This is a genomic window from Lysobacter sp. 22409 (assembly GCF_052045105.1).
Lineage (GTDB): Bacteria > Pseudomonadota > Gammaproteobacteria > Xanthomonadales > Xanthomonadaceae > Lysobacter > Lysobacter antibioticus_B.
In genome coordinates, this window is the sequence record NZ_JBQEOE010000018.1 from 84,271 (window position 1) to 103,212 (window position 18,942).

General features: G+C 65.3%; 12 protein-coding genes. 1 reads left to right on the top strand and 11 read right to left on the bottom strand.

From position 1 onward, the window contains the following. Together ACTJJK_RS11565 and ACTJJK_RS11570 are read right to left on the bottom strand one after the other, a co-directional pair. The gene (locus ACTJJK_RS11565; RefSeq protein WP_031372668.1) at positions 1-180 is read right to left on the bottom strand and encodes a hypothetical protein; all 180 of its coding nucleotides are present in this window, start codon (positions 178-180) and stop codon (positions 1-3) included. A gap of 307 nt (positions 181-487) precedes the next feature. Beyond that, positions 488-1,309, bottom strand: coding sequence for a penicillin-binding transpeptidase domain-containing protein (locus tag ACTJJK_RS11570; protein ID WP_440730260.1), 822 nt, complete (start codon positions 1,307-1,309; stop codon positions 488-490). A gap of 226 nt (positions 1,310-1,535) precedes the next feature. Here ACTJJK_RS11570 and ACTJJK_RS11575 point away from each other — a divergent pair, with 226 nt between their 5' ends. Beyond that, complete coding sequence (locus tag ACTJJK_RS11575; protein ID WP_440730261.1) at positions 1,536-3,368, top strand: ABCB family ABC transporter ATP-binding protein/permease; 1,833 nt, start codon at positions 1,536-1,538, stop codon at positions 3,366-3,368. Between the two features lie 47 nt (positions 3,369-3,415). Here the strand turns inward: ACTJJK_RS11575 and ACTJJK_RS11580 are convergent, their stop codons facing one another. The 9 genes from ACTJJK_RS11580 to ACTJJK_RS11620 form a co-directional block, all read right to left on the bottom strand. After that, positions 3,416-3,946 (bottom strand): GNAT family N-acetyltransferase, encoded by a 531-nt coding sequence (locus tag ACTJJK_RS11580; protein ID WP_440730262.1) that lies wholly within the window; start codon positions 3,944-3,946, stop codon positions 3,416-3,418. 94 nt (positions 3,947-4,040) lie between these two features. Beyond that, a complete protein-coding gene (locus tag ACTJJK_RS11585) occupies positions 4,041-4,694 on the bottom strand; it encodes a hypothetical protein (RefSeq protein ID WP_440730263.1) in 654 nt (217 codons plus the stop codon). 89 nt (positions 4,695-4,783) lie between these two features. Beyond that, on the bottom strand, positions 4,784-5,287 hold the full coding sequence (locus tag ACTJJK_RS11590) for a hypothetical protein (RefSeq protein WP_440730264.1): 504 nt from the start codon (positions 5,285-5,287) through the stop codon (positions 4,784-4,786). A 164-nt stretch (positions 5,288-5,451) separates the two neighbouring features. Then, the gene (locus ACTJJK_RS11595) at positions 5,452-5,910 is read right to left on the bottom strand and encodes a hypothetical protein (RefSeq protein WP_223619627.1); all 459 of its coding nucleotides are present in this window, start codon (positions 5,908-5,910) and stop codon (positions 5,452-5,454) included. Between the two features lie 840 nt (positions 5,911-6,750). Further along, positions 6,751-7,908 carry a hypothetical protein gene (locus tag ACTJJK_RS11600; protein ID WP_200875849.1) on the bottom strand — a complete coding sequence of 386 codons (1,158 nt, stop codon included), beginning with the start codon at positions 7,906-7,908 and terminating at the stop codon, positions 6,751-6,753. A gap of 806 nt (positions 7,909-8,714) precedes the next feature. Beyond that, a complete protein-coding gene (locus tag ACTJJK_RS11605; RefSeq protein WP_031372660.1) occupies positions 8,715-9,425 on the bottom strand; it encodes an HAD family hydrolase in 711 nt (236 codons plus the stop codon). Between the two features lie 452 nt (positions 9,426-9,877). Continuing rightward, a complete protein-coding gene (locus ACTJJK_RS11610) occupies positions 9,878-10,270 on the bottom strand; it encodes a transposase (protein WP_152566274.1) in 393 nt (130 codons plus the stop codon). Positions 10,271-11,598: 1,328 nt separating this feature from the next. Further along, complete coding sequence (locus tag ACTJJK_RS11615) at positions 11,599-15,018, bottom strand: CshA/CshB family fibrillar adhesin-related protein (protein ID WP_440730265.1); 3,420 nt, start codon at positions 15,016-15,018, stop codon at positions 11,599-11,601. Between the two features lie 375 nt (positions 15,019-15,393). Then, positions 15,394-18,942 (bottom strand): hypothetical protein (locus tag ACTJJK_RS11620; RefSeq protein WP_440730266.1); only part of this gene is annotated, 3,549 nt, incomplete at its 5' end.

The following is an 18,942-nucleotide window of genomic DNA, read 5'->3' on the forward strand; positions in this document are numbered from 1 at the left end:
TTACTTGGCGAACTCGTCGAGGAAGGCCTGTTCCTGCACCGTCGGCGAGTTGAGCTCGGACATCGCGCTTTTCAGCTCTTCGCCCGATGCCGTGCCATTGGCGCGGATGGATTCGGTGACCGGAATGTACTTGGGCTTGATGAGCGAAGTCTTATCGAAATCGATGCGCGTGGTACCCATGACGAAACCTCCTGTTTGGTCGAAAGGAAACTGCGAAGCGAAGCGTCGCCCCCGGCCCGGCGGACCGGCACGGCTACGTCCCCGCGATACGGTCGAAACCGCATGCGAGGGTTACCGGGTGGGGCGGCTTCGAGTCCTTGACTCCCGTCACCGAAACGGAGGCCGTCGGATCCAAACTGAGACCGACGACTCTGCGAATGCTTCCGCGGCTGTCGGTTCCGACAGGTCGGGCATTGGATTCTTGGCGGACCGATCTTGCTTGCCGATCTTGGCGAACCGGTAGATCGGCCGACGCCTCGCGTTCGAGTCAGAACACGTTGGCGCGACGCAGCTCGCCTTCGGCCAGGGACACCGCCGCGTTCTGCGGCAGGCTCTTCGGGCCGGTCACACAGCTGACGAACACGTACTGGCGCGTTCCGCGCCTGACCTGGCCGACCAGCCAGCGCACGCCTTCCCGGCCGTCCATCACCGTCGAGGCGCTCTTGGCCGCCACCGAGGTGTCGTCGCGCGGCGGCGTAGCGCCGAACGGCGCCACCCCGAAGCTGCCGACCACCACGCCCGGCGGCTGGCGCAGGCCCGAACGCACGTCGGCGATCATCTGCCGGTTGACGCTCAACTCGTCGCGGAAGAAGCGACGCAGGAACAGCAGTTGCTCGTCCGGCGACACTTTCAGCGAACCGCCATCCCAGAAATTGGTGGCGCCGCTGCTGGTGTCGGCGTTGCCGTAATTGAAGCGGACCATGTACTCGCGCTCGCGCTGGGCGCCGAGGCGCTGGGCGATGCGCTGGAAGTACCAGGGCGCGGAGAATTGCAGCGCCGAATCCAGGGTCTGGTCGCTGCCGCCGGCGTTGCCGCCGCTGTCGGCGCCGATGCGCTCCTGCGCCTGGACGATGCCGCCATCGAGCCCGGCGAGCGCATGCGGGATGTCGAAGGTCGCGCCCGGGCTGACCCGGCGGCTGCACGCAGCCGAGGGCGTGCGGCTGATCTCGCCGCCGCTGAGGTCGTACAGCACGAAGCAGGACTGGATCTTCGGCTCGCTGCCGGGGGGACCCATCGACTGGGCGTAGGCCTGGGTTGCCGGGCCGCAGAGCGAGACGGCGAACAATGCCGCGGTGAGGACAGCTTTCATGCCTGCAGTGCTCCTTGCGAAGGCGTAATGACGGGGGCAGGCCGGCCGGGACGCGAACCCCGAGGGTTTCGCCGTCGCGTCCACCCTGCTCGCCCCAGGATGCCATGCCTTATACGCGTATTTCGACCGTGGCGCGCGGCGGCGGCCGGCCCGGATCGGCGACCGCTTGACCTGAAGCGCGCTCGAGGTCCTATGCTCGGCTTCCTACTCCCAGGCACAGGACGGCATGGCCGCCATTCCTCCCAGCAGCGAATCCGCCGCCGACACCGACGGCGCCGCCCCGGTCGCCCGCACCGCCGGACGCCGCGGCGAATGGTCGGTGATCGGCTCGCTGCTGCCGTATCTGCGGCCCTACCTGGGCCGGATCGCGATCGCGCTGGCGATGGTGGTCGCGGCCAAATTGTTGAATCTGTACGTGCCGTTGGCGCTCAAGCAGCTCATCGACCGGCTCAACATCGAAGTCACCCCGCTGATGCTGCCGGTCGCCTTGTTGCTGTCCTACGGCGCGGCGCGGATCGGCGTGACCTTGTTCACCGAATTGCGCCAGGTGGTGTTCGCCCGGGTCATGGCGCGCACCTCGCGCCAGGTCACGCTGCAGGTGTTCCGCCACCTGCACGGCCTGAGCCTGAAGTTCCACCTCGCGCGCCGCACCGGCGGCGTCGCCCGCGACGTCGAACGCGGCGGCAGCTCGATCGCCGACCTGCTCGACTGGACTATCTACACCATCATCCCGGTGATCCTCGAAGTGGCGATGGTCACCACCGTGCTGGTGTGGATCTACGACTGGCGTTACGCCGCGATCACCCTCGGCACCTTGTTCGCCTACGGCCTGTGGACGTTCTCGGTCACCGAGTGGCGCACGCGCTACTACCGCGCCTCGGTCGAGGCCGACACACGCGCCAACGAACGCGCGGTGGACTCGCTGTTGAACTACGAGACCGTCAAGTACTTCAACAACGAAGAACACGAGGCGCGCCGTTACGACGACAACCTTCGCCACCTGGAGAATGCCCAGGTCATGTCGATCAAGACATTGGCGGTGCTCAACCTCGGCCAGAGCCTGGTGGTCGCGATCGGCGTCACCGCGATGATGTGGCTGGCCGCCAGCGGCGTGGTCGCCGGCGAGATGACGGTGGGCGACCTGGTCCTGGTGAACGCCTACCTGCTGCAGCTGTCGGCGCCGCTGTTCATGCTCGGCATGATGTACCGCGAGGTGAAGCAGGCCCTGACCAACATGGAGCGATTGTTCGACTTGCTCGACGAACGCCAGGACGTGCGCGATTCGCCCGACGCCGAGGTACTGGCGTCCTCGCATCCGACGGTCGCCTTCCGCGACGTCCGCTTCGGCTACGACCCGCGCCGCGAGATCCTGCAGGGCATCGATTTCGAGATCGCCTCCGGCGCGACCGTGGCCGTGGTCGGCCATTCCGGCTCGGGCAAATCGACCCTGGCGCGATTGCTGTATCGCTTCTACGACGTCGACGCCGGCTCCATCGCCATCGACGGCCACGACCTGCGCGCCCTGACCCAGGCCTCGCTGCGCGGCTCGATCGCGATCGTCCCGCAGGACACGGTGCTGTTCAACGACAGCATCGGCTACAACATCCGCTACGGCCGGCCCGAAGCCGGCGAGGACGAAGTCGTGGCGGCCGCACGCGCCGCGCATATCCACGACTTCATCGTCGGCCTGCCCGACGGCTACGACACCCCGGTCGGCGAGCGCGGCCTGAAACTGTCCGGCGGCGAAAAACAGCGCGTCGCGATCGCCCGCGCCCTGCTCAAGAACCCTTCGATCCTGATCTTCGACGAAGCCACCTCGGCGCTCGACTCGAAATCCGAACGCGCGATCCAGGCCGAGCTCGACCGGCTCGCGATCGGGCGCACCACCCTGGTGATCGCGCATCGGCTGTCGACGGTCATGGACGCCGACCAGATCCTGGTGATGGACGCCGGCAGCATCATCGAACGCGGCACGCACTCGCAACTGCGGGCGCTCGATGGCGTGTATGCGCAAATGTGGGAGCTGCAGCAGCGCCAGGAGGACGCAGCGCTGGCCTGAACCGCCCGGCGCCCCGCCTCGCCTCGCCGGTGGCGAAAGCGAAGGCCTCAGGCCGAAGCGTCGGATTCCCAGACCATGTAGACGTCGGCGCGCTGATAGTGCGAGCCCGGCCGCGGCGCCGGATGATGGCGGAAGCCCACGCTTTCGTAGAGTTTGAGCGCGGGCCCGAGGCGGGTGCTGGATTCCAGGAACAACTCGCGGCCGCCCATCTGCTGAAATGCCTCGATCGCCCCGGCCATCAGCTTGCGGCCGATGCCGCCGCCGCGCAGCGAGGGCTCCACCGCCATCTTGGTCAGTTCGACCAAGCCGTCTTCGTGGCGCATCAGGGCGACCGTGCCGAGCACCTGGTCGGCCTCGTCGACCGCGAACAGGACCCGGCCGCCGCCGGCGAGCAGATGCGTCTGCGGATCGCCGAGCACCTCGCGGTCGACCGGTTCGACCGTGAACCAGCGCTCCAGCCACTCGATGTTGAGGCGGGCGAACTCGCCGCGCCAGCGCGGCTCGAAATCGACCACACGAACGGCGCCGACCACCCGCAAGGGGGGCGGTGCGGAATCCTTGGATGCCTCATCGCTCATGCCTCGATCATAGACCGGCCGGAGCGGCGTTCGCAGCCAGGAAGACGACGACGGCGGCCGCAGCCGCCGTCATCGAAACAACCGGCCCGCGCGTTCAGGGCTTGCCGTTGCCCTTGTCGTCCTTGCCCGGCCCGCGCCCCTGCGTGGCGCTCTTGCTCTTGCCGGCGTGGTCCTTGCCGCTTTTGTCTTTACCGGACTTGGCCTTGGCCGACTTGGCTTCGCCGCGATCGCGCTCGTAATCGCGATAAGGGCGGTTCGGATAGTCGCGACGCAGCTCGGTGTCGATGGTGATCGGCCGGCCCCAGCGGTCGTAGGTCGGCACGAAGCCGCGCTTGAGGCGATGGAACTCGGCCGAACCGGGCTTGATGCCCAGGCGCAGCGCGATCGCGCCCCAGCCTTCGGCGTGGTCGCGATCCCATTCGTCGACCACATAGCGGCACGGCCGGCCGAGCACCTGCGCGACCGCGCAGGCGTAATAAACATCGCCCGGCGTCCAACGGCGTTGGTTCAACAGATCGCCGACCAGCTCGCGCGGCGCGCCGTAGTAGCGGACCATTTCGTCGATGAAAGGCTCGCGGTAACGCGCGCCGTAGCGGTTGATGTCGCCGAGCCAGGTGTCCACCCAGACGTCGCCGCTGCGTGGATTCCAGCCGGCCACGACATCCTGCGCCTGGACCGTTCCAGCGCCCAGCAAGGCCGCGACGGACGCGGTCAGGGCAAAGAAATGGGTCTTGAGCTTGTTAGGCATGGGAACCTCCTTGCGGCCGGGGATGCGGTGGCTGCTTGCCCGGAATCTATTGCGGCGAACGTCCAGCGGTGCCGCGAAACGCCGCGCGGTCAGCGCGAAATGGTGAATTTGCCGAAGGCCACGCCGATGTCCCAGCCTTCGCCGGTACCGGCCAGGGCCAGCGACACCTCGCCCTTGGTCATGACCTGCGCCTTGCTCGACTTCGCCGCGCCGGCATGGGCTTCGGCGGTAGCGTAGCTGCCGAGCGTTTCGCCGATGTTGTGCACGCCGGAGAACTCGCCGGTGCCGTTGACGATGCGCGACTTGCCGAAGCTCAACCCGCCGCCCTTGGCGCTGATCCGCACCGACATACTCTGGCCGTTGCTGCAGCTGATGGTGCCGTTGCCCGAGGAGGTCTTGTAGAACACCGACCAGCCGGACATGTTGAACTTGAGCTTGCAGTCGACCGAGCCGCGGGCGGAGGCCGCCCCCGGCACGGCGATCGCCGCCAGCAGGAGCGCGCCAAGCAGGACGCGTCGCGGGCGCAGGCGGGACGACGGGCTGCGGACGGGGGCGACGGGGGTCTTCGCGGTGTTTTCAGTAACGGTGCGCATGGGCGGGCCTCGAACGATGGCGGAACCGGTCATGGACGACGGCGAGTCGTGCCGGTGAGGGAGGCTAACACTGCCGGGCGACGACCCTCCCGGACCTGCCGCCGTGCCGGTCAAACGACGACGGCGCCCGAGGCGCCGTCGTGTGGCTGCGAACCGACGCCGGGTCAGTCGTCGTAGCGGTCGCGCCAGCGGCCGTTGTCGTGGCGGCCGTAGCGGCCGCGGTCGTGACGGTCGTGACGGTCGTAGTAGCGGTTGTCGTAACGATGGTCGTAACGCGGATCGTAATACGTGGTCTTGCACTTGCCGCGATGGTTGCAGTCGCGGTCGTAATAGCGGGGGCCGTAGCTGTAGCGCGGCGGCGCGGGGCGATAACGGTGCTCGACGTAACGCGGCGCGTTGCGGTAGTAGGTCGGACGGCCGTAGCGGTCGTGCACGACGATCAGCCGGTCGTTGTAACCGTAGTTGCCGTAGCGGTAGTACGGGGTGTTGTTGCGCACGATCACGTCGGCAATGTCGACGATCACACGGGCCAGATCGTCGGCTCGGGCCGGGGCAGGAATCGCGACCGCGCCGATGCCGGCGGCGATGACGATCGGTGCAAGCCAGCGGGACAAGGCGGTCATGTCGGTCTCCTGTAAAGCCTGCTCCTCGGCAGGCACGATGCGAATGTGCCTTCGCCACCGTGAACCGGCTTGGAATGATTCCGGGGTCGCCGCCAGTCGCTCAGTCGCTGTTGCAACGGCAGCCACGGGGGGGACGCCCGGCCCTCCCCGGCCGGCCCGCAAAGGCCGCGGAGTCGTCCGCTGCGCAGCCGGCGTTCAGGCGCCAAATCGAACCCGATCGGACCGCTCGGCGGCAAGTCCGAGCCTTCGCAGCGGCCTCCGTCTGGCGGGAGCGGAAAGCGGCGTTTGGAGGACCCGCACAAAGCGCAAGCGCAGCTCTCGCGAATGACCCGACCTCGTTGCCAGACCGGCCCGAGGCGCTGCACGGACCGGCGCGGACCGGCCATGCCGATGCAGACCGGTCGCCTATGCAGCCATTCAAGACGCTTAATCTGCCGCGCCAATCCCTGCGAACCCTCCTGCAGCTGCGCGCCGGCCTGCTGCAGACAATGCTCGTGCGTATCCACCGGCTGCGATAGCCTGCCCTCTAGCTTGCCGATCACCGCTCCGGACAGGCCGCGCAGACACTCGTCGGCGGACTGGAAGACCGTCCCCACTACCTGCTGCGATAGCTCCTTCAACTGCAGGCAGGTCGCGCGTTGATCTTCTCCGACTTCCTCGCAACGGCGTTCGAATTGCTCCATCAAGACCGCCGTCCTGCCGATCAGCGCCGTCAGTTCGTCTTATTGCATTCAAGCGCTTTCCCGACGCATTCTCGAGCTGCGCCTGCATTTCTTCGGACTTGGACTCGGGCCCGCCACGGACCCGACGCCCCCTCGGCGCCGGATCGCGGATCACCGATCACTTCATGCGCAGTCCGCTCGAGCCCGGCAGGGGCTGTTCCACGGCCTGCTGTTGGCTGTCGACCGTAACCACCGCCTCGCTGCGCAGTTCGCGTCCCGGCGCTGCCGCTGCGGCTTGCTGGGTCATTTGCCGAAACGCATCGCGATCGCCGCTTTGCGATGCCGCCAGCATGCGATCGACGATGGCGGAAGGATGACTATCGACCGATTGCGATGCGGTGGGAACAGGCGGCTTCGCAGGCGTATCGCCGCGCCAGCCGTACTTCACCATGCCCGGCTTCTCCGAATCGGCGAAAGTCCTGACGCCATCGGGGTTCCAGGTTTCCTTTATGTGCGCCCCGACGCTTCGATAGTAGTCGGCAAGCTGCTTCGCATCTTGAATCATCGACCATTTGCCGCGATCGACGATCGCCACCGGGAATTCGCCCGGCTTGGCGACCGCCCCCAAAAACCCTCCGTCCTTTTTCACCACCCCGGCCTCATGGCTGACCATGTAGCTCGAGAAACTGACCTGCGGACCGTGGCGGATCACATTGTGTTCGATGTCGGCGACCGGGCGATTCGCATCGACCGCGGCCACCGCGCTGTTGATCGCGTGCCTGATCGCCAGTTCTTCCTTTGAGCCGACCAGCGGCGTATGCGGCAAGCCGGCTCCGCGAAACGTCAACATGTCGTGCATGTCGTAGTCGCCGGTGAACGGCAGCGCCCTCCAGCTTTCCTTTGCTTTGAGCGGGGCCAGCGACTCCTCCAACCGGTTCATCTCGATGGGGTAGATGTTCCCCTTGACCCGGTCGCCCAGGCCGTGACCGCTGCTGAGATAGATGCCCGTCAGTTCTCCGCTGGCCTTTTCCCAATGGCCGACATAGCCCTCGATACCGGCGTCGCGCACCTTCTGCAACATGCCCTCGGCGTTCGCCGGATATGCCTTGGCTATCGACGATTGCTTGATGGTTTTCTCAAGAATATCGTGCCCTTTGGCCGCGGCCCCCTCTTCGAGCGCGGCCAGCGTGGCAGCGCCCGCCGCCCTGAAGCTGACGGCAAAATTCCCTTTGCGCGACGCCTCTTCGATCGCAACCCGATGTTGCGGCGTCAAGAACTCCCTTTCGACCTGGTTGATGACATCCTCGTATTTCTTTCCATCGGCATTCTTGCCCACGACGATCTCCTGTTCAAATTCGATATTTCCGCAGGCCACTGTCCTACGACTCTGGCGCGGCCGCAGCCAACATGCTGTTGATCACAATGCCATCGCGCGAATGCTCTTCAAAGACGCGATCGACTGCTCATCCGCCAATGCAACCGGGCCTCCATCGCACGATCGCGCAGCGGCTGCGCTCTTGCTTGGATAGAGCTGGAACACCGCGTCTTTCCGCCCGTATGCATTAGAGGTCAGTTCCATCGGATATGGCATAGGGAAAATTCTTAGCTCGCTCGCCCCCTGCATCGCCGATCCATGTGCTTGCGCGCTCCGCATGCACAGCGACTCTCGCAGAGGGCATGCGCGGCGTGTCGCCCTTCGAGTCCAAACAGATCCGGCACGACTCGACTGACATGCGAACTTCGCCCAGCCGTCGAGAGTTCGCCGCGGAGCATCGGGCGTGCGGCTGGCCGGTTCCAAGCCCGCTTATGCAGCGACGGAAGAATACAGGCCTAGACGTTGCAGGCTTCCGCATGGAAGCGTAGGCGACACGCGAATACAGGACGATGGCGTCGTACGCCGAATCGGCAACTGCATTCCATCGATTCCACTCGCTCGGACCAATCCGCCCGATCAGGCCGCTTCGCGCCTACGACCCTCGCCGCCCGAAACACCGGCGCTGGCGGCCGGGGCCAAAGGTCGTTGGCTTGCTGAAGGGCGCCGCCGCGAGGCGGCGGGTACGATCTTTGCGTTACGAGCCATAGACGGCTTGCGCCGCCGGCCGCTCCGCCGCAGTCGCGACCTCTGCCGGCACCTGCGCGACCTCAGACTCCACGATCGAAGCGTGCGATCGCTTCGGCGATCGCGCCGGCTCCGCTCACCGTCTGCAGGCGCGGATGTTCGCCGCTCATGCCGTGCTCCATCTCGTGCGCCCAGGTCACGTGGTAGGGCATGTGGATGCCCCAGCCGCCGAGGGTGATCACCGGCTCGATGTCCGACCTCAGCGAATTCCCGACCATGGCGAAAGCGCTCGGCGCGATGCCGAACTCCGCCAGCACTCGCGAATAGCTGGCGTCGTCCTTCTCCGAGACGATCTCGATCCTGTGGAACAGATCGGCCAGGCCGCTGCGGGCGACCTTCTTTTCCTGGTGGAACAGGTCGCCCTTGGTGATCAGGACGATGCGGTGGCGGGCGGCGACGGCTTCGACGGCCTCGCGGATGCCGGGCAGCAGCTCCACCGGGTGGTCGAGCATGGCCTTGGCGAGCAGGACAATCTTGTGGATGCCGGCGGCCGAGATGCGCGATTCGGTGATGTCGATCGCCGCCTCGATCATCGACAGGACCATGCCTTTGACGCCGTAGCCGAACAGGGCGAGGTTGCTGCGCTCGACGGCCAGCAGGCGCTGGCGTACCGAGGCGTTGTCGACGTCGACCCAGGCGCTGAGGATCCTGTCGAATTCGACCGCAGCCTCCTGGTAGTAGCCCTCGCTATGCCAAAGCGTGTCGTCGCCGTCGAAACCTACTAGTTCCAGCATGGGTCTGCCTTGAAGATCGGGCGCAGGCGATGCTCGCCGCGCTTGCCGGGGGATGGACCGGGGGCCGATGCGGCCTCGGTCGGCGCGTCCGCAGCAGGGACTGCCGCGGCGACGGGCATTATCCCGCAGCCCGATTGCAGCGCCTATGCGGCAACGGCCGGTATGGCTGGCGGCCTCGGCTGGCGGCCTTAATGAGAGACCTCAAGGAGGCGGCCCGGCGGCACGGAGAGAAGTGCCGTACGGGCCGCAAGGAACGCCGGCATCGAACGGTTTATCGCCCGGGCGGCGCCCGGGTCGACCGGAGGAGAACGGGAGCTCCGGCAGGAACGAGCACCACGCGGCAGGTAGAAGAAGGCGCCGCCCCGAGCCCTAGCCCGGCGGCTAGCGGCGCCTTCTTCCATGGCCAGGGCCCGCGATTCGGCTGGACCGATGACCATCCCCAACGCAAAGCCTCAGGTTTCGTGCTCGCCGCCCTCGTCCAGGAAGTTATTGCGACGACCGAATTTCCGGTGGCGCTCGAGCTGCGAATTCATGTAACCGGAGATCAACGCCGCCAGTTCGCTGTCCGGGCCGAGCGCGTTGATGACCGTCAGCCACATGCCGCGGTAAATCCAGCGGTTGCTGCGGACGTAATTCTTGCGCCAGGGCCCATAGACCGCCTCGGGCAATTCGGTCCAGAAACGCCCGGTCGCCATGACCCACAACGCCGCCTCGACGAATCGTCGTGCGTCGTCGGCGCTGGCGTTGCGCGTATAGACCGTCCGCGGCAACACGGCTTCGATGGCCGCCCACTGCTTCTCATCGAGCCGGGTGAATTTCAATTCCTCGCTGTCGTTCTGGGGCATGGATTCGGCTTCCAGCTCGTCCACGGGGTCGTCGATTTGTTCGTTGCTAAACGGATGGATATTGCACACGGCGTGATCTGCTTATGGGTATGTCTAGGGGGGTTCCGAAGGGTCATTGCCGACAAGGGCGATTCCATCGACACAAACCAGGATCGGAAGACTGGACGCAGTGCATTACCTCCTTGGAATCGGACTGCTTCGATTCCTGTCGCGGGCTACGACAGATTGCTGAAACCGGACTTTCATCCTTCCGGGCCCAACGCTTGTTTTCGTCCATGATCGCCATCCTTGGCCTCTTTGTTGGGATTGCGCCGCCGGATCGCGACGCAAACTAAATCCTGTCCGGTGCACACCATGTGCACGACACGAACGCTCGAAGCGTGCGTTCAATATGACCCGAACCGAAATGAAAATTTGATATGTGCAACGACTCCTTAGCCGTTATTACCCGCAATTATCTTCGGCGCCGATCGTCTGCATGCATTTCGACCCCGCCACGCCGCCAATAACCCGCACAAATTAATTGCACCTGAAACATAAGACCGCGCACGCCCCACTTCGCTTTTTATCTCGAACCAGGCCAGCCAAGGCATGGACGGCGAATAGAGCCAGCGCTCGCGAATATCTCGATCGTCTGCTCCGCATACGACACGCGCTGGCGCATCAAGATAAAAGCGCCGAGCCGGAATCTCCATGAGAGGAATCCACTACGCACCCGACTTTCGCCTCGCCGTATGAGTCCGCCCTCGCCGGACGTCCTGTCGCGCCGATGGCCTCTTAGGCATACCGATGCAAATTCTGTGCCGACCGTCACGTTTTTGGCCGAATTTGGCAAAGTTTCATCAATTTCGCGATGAAACTGTTTACATCGCCCAAGAAAGCGCTCTTCGTGCCAGCTACGTGCAAGCTCGCCCCCCTTCCCGCCCCCCTGGACCCACGCTTTGGGGCGGTAATTGACGGTAAATGTCAGCCGCGTGACACTGAACCGGGGTTCGAAAGAAGCCTCTGACAAAACTTACCTTTTGAGCCTGGCCAATCGAGCCTGATCCAGATCCGTTTTCTTCGCAGGATCGCTGGATTTAATGCACACCGCAGCCCATTCCCGAGGCCGCGACACTCAGGGAATGAGAGGGGTGTTACCGGCGGTGCCATATCGGCTGCCGCGGATTATTAGCGGGATCAACGAACCCGTATCGGCAGATACCGACCGGCGCGGCAATACGCGCCGACGGCCATAACCGGGCAGAGCCGGCATGCGAGTCAGGGAAATGCGTTCGCTCGCTATCGATACGCCGCCGGCGATCCGGCGGCGCGGGCAAGTCGCCGACTCAGTTGACCGTGCAGGTCAACGTCACGACCACGGATGCTCCATTGGCGAGTGCCCCCAAGGCGACACCGCTTTCCAGCTGAGCCAAGGTCAGACCCGCCGGGCAGGCTGCTCCACTGCAGGTCGGCGGCGCGGTGCAAGTCAGACCGCTGCGGCCTGCAGCGGGATCGCTCAGCACGGCGCCCGTAACCGTATCCGGCCCGTTGTTGGTCACCGCGATGGTGTAGATCGTGGTCGCGCCTCGCGTCACCGTGTCGCCGGCTTGGTCGCTGGGACCCACGCCAGGGGTATTAGTCTTGGTGATGATCAAGTCGGCGAGCGGGTTACGCGTGTTGCTCAGCGTGCAGGTCAGGTCGTCGCCGGCCACCGGCGTCACACTGAAGCTGCTGCCGCTGCCGCTCGGGGTTTGTCCGCCGGCCGATGCATTGGTGCAGGCATAGGTCGTGACGTAGTTGGCCAGGTTGGCGCCGGCTGCGCCCGCTTCGGACAGGGTGTAGACGCTCGCCAGCGTGGCCGGGTCCAGGACCGCGATCTCGGCTGGCGTATTGGTCGTGCCGGTCGTGGTCACGCTGACCGGCCCGCCTGCACCGCTGATCGTCAACGCGAACTGGTCGCTGCCGACGAAGCGCCCGAGCGGCAAGGCTTTTTGCAGTCGCAGCACCGGCTGCCTGCTGTTGGTGAAGGTGCAGACGATGTTCGCTCCGGCCGCGGTGGCCGCGGCATCGAGCGTCACCGTTCGATTGCCCAGGTCCGGCGCCGCGTTTCCTCCCGCGGCCAGCCCGGTGCAGGTGATGTCGGTCAGGGTGAAGCCGGCGACCGCCGCCTCGGTCACCGTCGTCACGGTTCCGAGCGCGGTCAACGTCTGCACTGCGCCGCTTACCGGCGTGCCGGCTACGGTCGTGGTCAAGGTCTGTGGCACCACGCCGTTACTGCCAGTGAAGCCGAAACTGCCGACCCCGCCAAGGCTGGTCTTCGCGATCGTCAACCGCGCCACCGACACGTCCGAATCGGTGGCCTGATTGTTGGCGGTGTTGGCTTCGCTGGTACCGGCGCCGGCGGTGACCGTGGCGGTATTCGTCAGCGCACCGGTGAAGTTCGCCGGCACCGTCAGGGTCAGCAGGTAAGTCACCGAACCGCCGACCGGCAGATCGACGGTCGCGTCGTTGATCGCGCCGCTGCCACTGGCCGTGCAGACGCCGCCGGCCGTGCCCGTGCAGGTCCAACTCGCAGTGGTGATGCCGGCCGGCAACGGATCGGCGACCGTCGCATTCTGGGCGCCGAAGGGCCCACTGTTGCTGACCACGATCGTGTAGACGACGTTCGTGCCCGGCGCATAGGTGTCGTTGGCCTGGTCGACCTCGCCGTTGACGCCAGGCGTATTGGTCTTGGTAATCGCCAAGTCGGCGCCGAAGGTGATGTTCGCAGTCGGACAGTTGGAACCGTCGTTGGAGCTCGAGCCCGGCGCGCCGCTGATCAGGGTCGCCGCGCCGGTATTCAAGTCGAACTGATAAAAACCACTGGGCGGGTTATTGCCCGAACCGTACAAGCCGTTGGGCGCGCCATAGATCGCGCCGAAGAAGCCCGCCGGCAAACCGTTCGGCACGCCGATATTGGTGACGGCACCGGTGGTCGGATTGACCGACACCAGCTGACCGCTGTTCGTCACGCTGTACAGCAGGCCGCCCACCCAGGCCCAGTCGGCGATATTGATCGCCGAACTCAGAGTGATCGGCGTCGCGACCAAGGTCGTGATGTTGACCGCGTACATCACGGTGCCGGCAGCGACGTTGTTCTTAACGTACAGGATGTTTCCGGAGGTGCCGAAGGCGCCGCTGATATAGACCGCCGAAGGCAATCCGGTCACCGCTCCCAGTATCGCCGTGCTGCCGTCGGCGCCAACGCGCACCAGGGTATTGCCGGCAGGATTGGTGATCAAACCGTACTGATAGTTGTCGCTGGGGTTGTAGCCCACCGCGTTATACACCGAGGTGGCGGTTCCCACGGCGTTGAACACCAGCGGATTGACGGTGGTATTGATCTGGTACAGCGTGGTCGGCGTCGGCGCACCCGGCGACTGTTCGAGCCACATGCGCGCATCGCAGGTGCCGAAGCTCGTCTGATCGAGAATCGTCAGTGCGTAGTCCTCCGCTTCGCCCGAACCGGCGATGCCGGTGGCGCTGGCAATAAGCGCGGCACTGGCCGCGGTGCGCACGCGCAGATAGGACTGACCGGCGCTGGTATCCGGGTTCACCGTCCAAGCCAGCGTCGCACTGCCGCCACTGCAGTTGACCGTCGCCGATCGTTCGTCGGCATCGAATACGCCATTGCGGTCGAAATCGATCCACCCTGCGATGAAGCCCGTGCCGACGCAGGCCACCGGCATCGAATACGAAAGCGTCCGCAGACTGACCGACAGCGGAGCCAATGCCGATACGTTGACGCCATCCTCGTCGTTGGCGGCGCCGTTGCTGTCGTCGAGCGACGCCCCGGCCCCGGTCCAGGCCGGATTCTCGACATCGACGCGGCTTCCGAGCAAGGCGGTCGTCGGCTGCACGAGGGTTGCAAGCGAGAAGCCCGCGGAGAATATGTCGGTGTTGCCGGCCGGAAGCGTGCCGCCGCTCCAGTTGTATTGCGGCAAGTGCCCTGCCGTACCGTAACTGCTCGGCGCATCGCCGTAGTCGGCCACGTTGAGCATCACGCCCAAGGCCACCGCCTGGAGGCCGCCGGCCTGCAGCGTAAGGGTCGCCGTGGTGGCGTTGTCGATGAAGTACACCCCCATCGGGGCGGGGTTGGCCGGCGAACAACTATTCGGCGGCAACGAAGAAAACGCATAGGTCGTGCCTGTCACGTTGACGTTGTAACCGGTCGTGCAACCCGCGGCGCGATTGCGCTCGATCACGCGCATCGTGGCGCCCGCAGGCAACGTCGTACGTATCGCTTCGGTGACACTGGTGGTCTCCGCATCGGCGAACACCAGGCCGTCCAGTACATAGGGACTGCCGCCCAGCAAAGCCGAGCAGCTGTAGGTGAACGTGGTCAGGGTGCCGTCGACACGATTGATCAGACCGATGTCCATCGTGTTGGAGCCACCGGTGCCGCCGACGTTGTACAGATCGTCCAGACCGTCTTCGAAATAGCCGCCAGGCCGATAGATCTGCAGGTCGGGATCGGCTCCGTTGCCGTTGATGCCGCTCAAGGTGCAGGTAATCACCAGCGGCGTACCGGAAATGGTGATCGTATTGACGACCGAGGTACCCACCTGGGGAATGGCGGTGCCGCTGACGCCCCAGTCGAACCACAGGATCTGGCTTCGATACTGGCCACTTCCGCCGGTCGCGTACTGCGCCGCCGCCGGACCGGCAGCCAACATGCCCAGCACGGCCGTCATCAGCGCGAGGAGCTTGGCGACGATGGATTTCATTTCCTTCTCCATGGACCGCCTGCGAAGGTTCGGCCGCGGCTGCGATTCGATCGATGGGACTGCGACGCTGGATCGTTGCCGCTAGTGGTCACTCCGGCCGGAGCCGAGCTGAGTCTTCTTGCTGGATCTGTATCCGGATCTGCGCGCCGGTTTCGCTCATGCCGATCGCCGATGCGCCTATGACCAGAACGAAAGCGGAAATATGTCTACCTAATGTCGTTCATCCTCAACGAAAAACCGGCGGCGGCGCGAATGGCTCAAAAGCCCCCCACGCAGGCGCCGAGCGGCCGCAGAACCATCCGCCGCTCAAGCGCGATCATCCTCTCGGCGGTCGCGGCGATGGCCGCAACGCATTTGCGTTACGGCCTAACGCGATCAGTACGTGCCGACCAGATTCAAGAACCAGCCCTTGTGGTCGTAATCGAAGTTGGTCAGGTCGTCGCTGAACTCGGTGAAGTTGTAGCCCACGCCGACGCGGAAGTTGCGGCCGATGTCGCGGTCGACGCCGATCAGGAAGCCCTGGCGATCGCCGCCGTCCCTCACGCCCAGCCAGCGGTACTCAGCCAGGGCATGCCAGGTTTCGGCGAACTCGTAACGGGTCTGCACCGCGGCGAAGGTGGTCGCCGAATCGGCCCATTGGCCTTCCAGACGGCCGTAACGCACTTCGCCTTCGCGACGCGCCAGCTTGCCGGCGAACTCCCAGTGGTGGTTCGGGTTGTAGATGCCTTCCAGCGACAGGATCTGGCTGCGCTGATCGTAGAACGCCACGTTGTCGCCGATCTGCGGCAGTGCCGACACGTCGTACAGATACGTGTACTTGCCGAGCAGCGCGTACTTGGTGCTGTTCCACGGCCGCCAGGCGAAACCGACGTTGCCTTCGATGAACTTGGCGCCGGCCTCGGCGTTGATCTGGTCGGTGGTCTTGGAGTAGTTGAAGCGAGCGGCGATGCGGAAGCTTTCGTTGATCTTGTGGGTGAGGTTGTTGGTCGTGACCCACTGCTCGCGACGCTCCGCACCGGTGTCCTCGCGCCATTCCAGCTTGCTCTGCCACTGCGTCGCCGCCGAGGTGTGGCCGCCGCTGAGGCTGACCGCACGACGATCGACTTCGCCGATCGCCTTGTCCAGGCGGGCGCTCTGCAAGGTGAAACCGAGGTTCCAGCCCTGGCTCGGATAGAAATCCATGCCGTAGGTATGGGCCAGGCCGGATTCGTTCGGCGCCTTCAGGAACTGGCTCTCGTTGTACATGCTGACCTGGTTCGACAGGCGCCAGCGCTGGCCGAGGGTCCAACCCGAGTTGAGGCGGTTGTTGAACAGCGGATCGAAGTCGGTGCGATCGGTCGAGTAGGTATAGCTGCCGTAGACCGTGTGGTCGGGCTGGATGCGGTACTCGGCATTGATCTGCGCCGCGTCGCCGCGGTCGCCGGTGGTCAGCTCGGCGCCGACGCTCGACAGATTGCCGAACACGTACTTGCCGCCCAGGGTGAAGGCGTCGTTGTCGGCGTAACGGCCGTTGTCGTCGTCCAGGGTGACCTGGGCGGTGCCGTACAGATCGAAGCTGCTGCCGAAGCGGCGCTTGTACTGCAGGGCGCCCAACACGCCGGCGGCGTCGAGGGTGGCGCGATTTTCTTCGACGCGACGGATTTCCGCGGCCCAGGTGGTGGAGTCGCTGATCCGCCATTCGCCGGTCAACTGCGCCTGGGTCAGCGATTCGCTGCCGCGTTCGGCGCGGCTGTAGCGGCCGTAGATGTTGAAAGCCGGATTGAACTGGCCCAGCACCTCGAACCCGTGCTCCTGAACCTCCTGGCCCAGGTCGTAACGCGAGATCGAGAAGCCCGGATCGACGCGACGCCACCAGGCGCCGGCCGACCAGTCCAGCTTGGTCCAGCCCAGTTCCTTGAAGTTGGCGCGCGCTTCGACCGAGCGCGCCGTGCCCTTGCGGTTGTCGAGGCCGGAATTGATTTCGTTGAAGCTCAGGCCGCCGTTGTCGGAGAAGAAGATCGGCGAACTGGTCGACTCGGTCTGGCTCTGCTCCAGCTTGAGGTAAGTGCCGCGACCGGCCTGCAGGGTCAGATCCGCGCCCTTCAGGGTGTAGTCGTCGCCGGCGCGGTTCTCGTCGACATAGGTCGCGCCGAGCGCGACGTGATCGCCGAACCAGTGCTTGCCGCGGAAACCGGCGGTGACCGAGTCGGCATCGAAGCCGTTCGGGATGAACTCGTAATCGACCAGCAGCACCTGGGTGAAACCGTCCAGGGGCGTGTCGCGGGTCAGGGTCGGGATGTTCTCGCGGGTCACCTGCGCCAGCGGACGCGTCAGCAGGATGCGGCCCTGCATCTCGTCGATCTCGTAGTCGGCGCCGCGCACCAGGTCGACCCGGTTCTCGACCCGGCCGGTGGTGGCGTCGCGGACTTCCAGCACGATCTTGTCCGAGCCCGGCAGCACGTCGGTGTGCTTGAGGTAGTACAGGCTGCCGCCGGTGCCGATGAACTCGTTATGGCCGGGCGCGGTCTGCGCCTCGGAACCGAACACCCGCAGTTCGCTGCCCGGCTCGCCGAGCACGGTGCTGCGGCGGCTGCGCCAGTTGAGCGCACCGCCGTACAGCGAGCGGCTGTACTGACCGTATTCGGTGCCGGTGATGCCGGTCTCGAAGTTGCCCCACAGCGCCTGGCTCTTGTCCCAGTCGACCCGAACGTACAGCCGGCCCATGGTGTCGACGTCGCGGTAGGTGGTCGAGTCGTCGCCGTAGACCGGGTAATACAGGTCCGGATCCAGGCGGCGGAAGATGTCCTGCGGGTCGGCCTTCCAGAAGCCGTTGAACAACTGGCTGACTTCGCGCTCGCGCGTGTCGGCCTGGGCGGTGACCAGGTACTTGCCCTTGATCTTGCCCTTCAGATAGAAGCCCAGGCGGCCTTCGAGCAGGAAGCTCTTGTCGAAATGCTCGTCGCCGGCCAGCGGTTCGATCGAACCGGAGGTGCTGCCCTTGGACGCGGTCACATCGGCGATCGCGACGGCGAACATGTAGCGGCCGCTGACGTCGATGTCGAGCTTATGGTTGATCTCGCCGCCCTCGCCCTTCAGACGCAGGTCGTACTCATGGCGGCCGATCGGCTCGAGGTATTCGGCGACCAGCTTGCGTTCCAGATCGACCGGGAAATTGCGCCCGTTGATCGTGACCGAGTAATTCTCGGGAATGTTGCGGCCCTGGATGCGGATGCGCGAGCCGTAGATGCCGATGTTCTGCTGGCGCAGGGTGCTGCTGCCGAACACGGCTTCGGTCAGGCTGTTGCGTTGCGCCTCTTCGATGCCGAGCGAGGTGCCCTGCTTGCGTTCCATGGCGTTGCGCATGGTCTGCAGGCCGCGTTCGGCTTCCTCCGGCCGCACCAGTTGCATGCGTTGCGGATAGGTCTCGTCGACGCTGCCGTCGGCGCCGTAGGCCCGCACCAGGTACAGCAGTTCGTCGCCGGCACGCGCTTCGTAACCGGCCGGCAGGGTGCCGTCCCATTCCGCTTCGCTGATCGCGCCCACCGGCAATTCGACCTTGGCCAAGGGATCGACCAGGTCGGTGTCGCTGGCGCGGTAGATCAACACTTCGGCGCGCTGGATGAACGAGGAGTAGTTGTTGTACGCGTAGAAGCGCACCGGCTTGAGCACCTTGGTGCCGTCGAACGACACCAGGCTGGTGCTGCTGATGTTCATCTCCGGACGGCCGAGGGTGGGATCCTCGGTCGCCCAGATCACCCCGCCGTTGGGCAGGCTGACCGACCACTTGCCGATCGCCACGGCCTTGCCCGGCTGCTCCAGCGCCACCGACACGCGGCGGTCCGGCTGCAGGGCTTCAGACGAGGATTTCGCCGTCGTGCCCTCGGTCACCGGCTTGCTGTAGCTGCGCGTACGCAGCTTGAACAGCAAGCCGTCTTCGCCGCTGCA